This window comes from Cereibacter changlensis JA139, from assembly GCF_003034985.1.
Lineage (GTDB): Bacteria > Pseudomonadota > Alphaproteobacteria > Rhodobacterales > Rhodobacteraceae > Cereibacter > Cereibacter changlensis.
The window spans coordinates 1-2,650 of the sequence record NZ_PZKG01000264.1; the positions used below are offsets into that span (position 1 = coordinate 1).

At 60.7% G+C, this 2,650-nt stretch carries 4 protein-coding genes; 3 read left to right on the forward strand and 1 reads right to left on the reverse strand.

All coding sequences use genetic code 11. The annotated features are described in order from the left end of the window. The 3 genes from C5F48_RS22960 to C5F48_RS22970 all read left to right on the forward strand — a co-directional run. Nucleotides 1-242, forward strand: a 242-nt coding sequence (locus C5F48_RS22960; RefSeq protein WP_146170730.1) for a PAS domain S-box protein, incomplete at its 5' end; no start/stop codon positions are given. Further along, entirely contained in the window at nucleotides 243-770 is a 528-nt protein-coding gene (locus C5F48_RS22965) for a sensor histidine kinase (protein WP_107666022.1), read from the forward strand. It begins immediately after the preceding gene. Nucleotides 771-1,132: 362 nt separating this feature from the next. Beyond that, on the forward strand, nucleotides 1,133-1,750 hold the full coding sequence (locus C5F48_RS22970) for a trimeric intracellular cation channel family protein (RefSeq protein WP_107666023.1): 618 nt from the start codon (nucleotides 1,133-1,135) through the stop codon (nucleotides 1,748-1,750). A 15-nt stretch (nucleotides 1,751-1,765) separates the two neighbouring features. On the opposite strand, the gene C5F48_RS22975 is transcribed toward C5F48_RS22970, so the two are convergent. Continuing rightward, nucleotides 1,766-2,650: HPP family protein (locus C5F48_RS22975; RefSeq protein WP_107666024.1), on the reverse strand; the 885-nt coding region annotated here is incomplete at its 5' end.

Here is a 2,650-nt window from a genome sequence, read left to right on the forward strand (position 1 = left end):
TTCGGCGTGGCGAGCGGGTGGAGCATTTTGAGACGGAACGGCTGACCAAGGATGGAAGGAAGGTGCCCCTGTCGGTCACGGTGTCGCCACTTCGTGATCGCGTCGGCAACATTATCGGGGCTTCCAAGGTCGCACGGGACATCACTGAGCGGAAGCAGGCCTTCGATCTGCAGCGCCGCCTGATCGACGAGTTGGACCATCGGGTTAAGAACACGCTGGCGACAGTTATGTCATTCGCATGACTGACCAAAAGGCGCGCTGTCGCCGACACCGATCGCTTTTCGGAGAGCTTCCTGGGCCGGATCAGAGCTTTGGTCAGGTCCCATGACTTGCTGCTCCAAGGAAATCTACGGGGGACAGACTTGGCGTGCGTGATCAGCGAAGAGGTGAATGAAGGCGCCGTGAGGAGTGGCAACGCCATCATTTCCGGCCCGAACATCCACCTTGATGCCCGGACAGCCGGTAAGCTGGCGCTGGTGCTGCACGAACTGGCGAGCAACGCCCGTAGGTATGGCGCTCTGTCTGCGCCTGATGGCATGCTTCGAATTGATTGGTCTGTTGCCGAAGATACCGCCGAGTTGGCATTGCGCTGGAGCGAGAGCTGCGGCCAATCTGTTTCAGCACCCGCTGACACCGGCTACGGGATATCCCTTATCAGAAGCGTCGTGGCGTCAATGGAGGGAAACACCTCCTTCGACTTCGGCCCCGACGGCCTACACTGCACAATAACACTGCCTCGACCCAAGGACGAATGGAGCGACAGCACGTAGTCGATGCAATGATGACGCCCACTTTTCGCAGAGACGGCCGCGCGCACTCCCACGCGCGGCCTGACCTCGTCCAGTGCCATAAACGATTGGAAGAGGCTGGCGGCAGCGTCAACAAAGATGCATCCTCTGGCAATGATTTACTGGTGCGACGAGTTGTCCCGTAGGACTTCATCATGCTGGGCATCGCCGTGACCTTCTCACGTCCACTTGCGAAAGCAGCATAGTTTGGCTGCGAATGGCCGACGATGGACGCTAAGACGGCATGTCTTCGGACGATCTATGGACATTCCGTCACCCGCATGTGATCGGGCTGGCTGACAACATGCATGGGTGATTGCGGCTGCTGGGAGCTTCGAGGCCAGATGGATCTTTCGCTTTACATCACCGGTGTGGATCTGCTCGGCACATTTGTCTTCGGCCTCAGCGGCGGCACGGTCGCTATCCGCCACCGGTTGGATGTCTTCGGCGTCATCGTGCTTGCGGTCGCCGCAGCACTTGCCGGTGGGATGCTTCGCGACATGCTGCTTGGTGCAACGCCGGTTATTGCCCTGGCGGATGAGCGGTATCTGCTGGTTGCCGTCGCAGCAGCCCTCGTGGCCTTTTTCTTCAAACCCTTGATATCCCGGCTGGGCAAGCCGGTGATGGTGTTCGATGCGCTCGGCTTGGGGCTCTTCGCGGTCACAGGATGTCGAAAGGGCTTGGAATATGGCTTGGACCCAGTTGTCAGCGTGCTGCTCGGAGTGCTGACCGCGGTGGGCGGTGGTCTGGTCCGCGATCTGCTTGTCACGGAGGTTCCCAGAGTGCTGCGGGAGGAGATCTATGCTCTGGCTGCCTTCGTCGGCGCAACAGTTGTAGTCGTAGGCGAGTATCTTGTCTTGGCCGACTGGCTCGTGACTCTGGTCGGCATTTCTGCAGCCTTCTCCGTGCGCGTCATCAGTGTGATCTACGGGTGGAGCGCACCGCGTTCACCTTGGCTCTGACGCAAGGCTTCCCGTTTAGCTCTCGGCCTGCGGCTCTGGGCTCCTCAGGCTCAGCCGTGCCAGCGCTGCGATCAAGTCCGTCCGGGTGACAATGCCGACAATCTTATCTTTCGCTAAAACGGGAACAGCATCGCCGTCCCCCTCAGACAACATGGAAAGCAGAACTCCAACAGGGGTACTCTGCATGGCGCGGGGGGTAGTCGCGATCATGATGTCGGCGGCTCGGACCGGGGCTGCGCGCCCTGGATCCAGAAGACGAGCCATTGCCGCTCCAAAGCCCCTGTTCAGCCGGGCTGCGTCATCTCGCCCCCGACGAATAAGATGTATCTGAAAGATCACGCCCAGATATCTGTCGCCGCTTTGGACCACCGGAAGTGACGTGAAACCGTGGCGCCGGAACAGCTCGGCGACAGAAGTCAAAGGCGTCTCCGGACCGACCGTGATCAGATCGCGGGACATGATGTCGTCCGCAGTCAGCGGTCCGGTGCGATGGCTGGCGGCCTGAAGCTCGGCGGCGCCGATCAGACGGGCCAGATCTTCTGCGCCCAGGTTCAGCGATTGCTTGTAGCGCTGAAGGATGTCCGTGAGCTCTGCCTCGTTCAACCCGAGGCGCTCAGCAGGCGCAGCGTCCCCTGTTCCAACTGCGTTGGGCTCTTCAAACTGACGAAGCGGATAATGACGGCCTGTGGCCCGGGCATAGAAAAAGGCGATCACTACGAGCACTGCGGTTCCGACCGCGACAGGCGCGAGGACGAAGCTGAAACCCAGTTCCCTGACCTCTATCGGGCTCAGGGCAGCCGTCATCGCCATGGCGCCGCCAGGGGGATGCATGGCGCGGGCCAATCCCATCGCGCTGATGGCCAGCCCAACAGCCAACGCAACCCGAAGCACCGGGTCTTC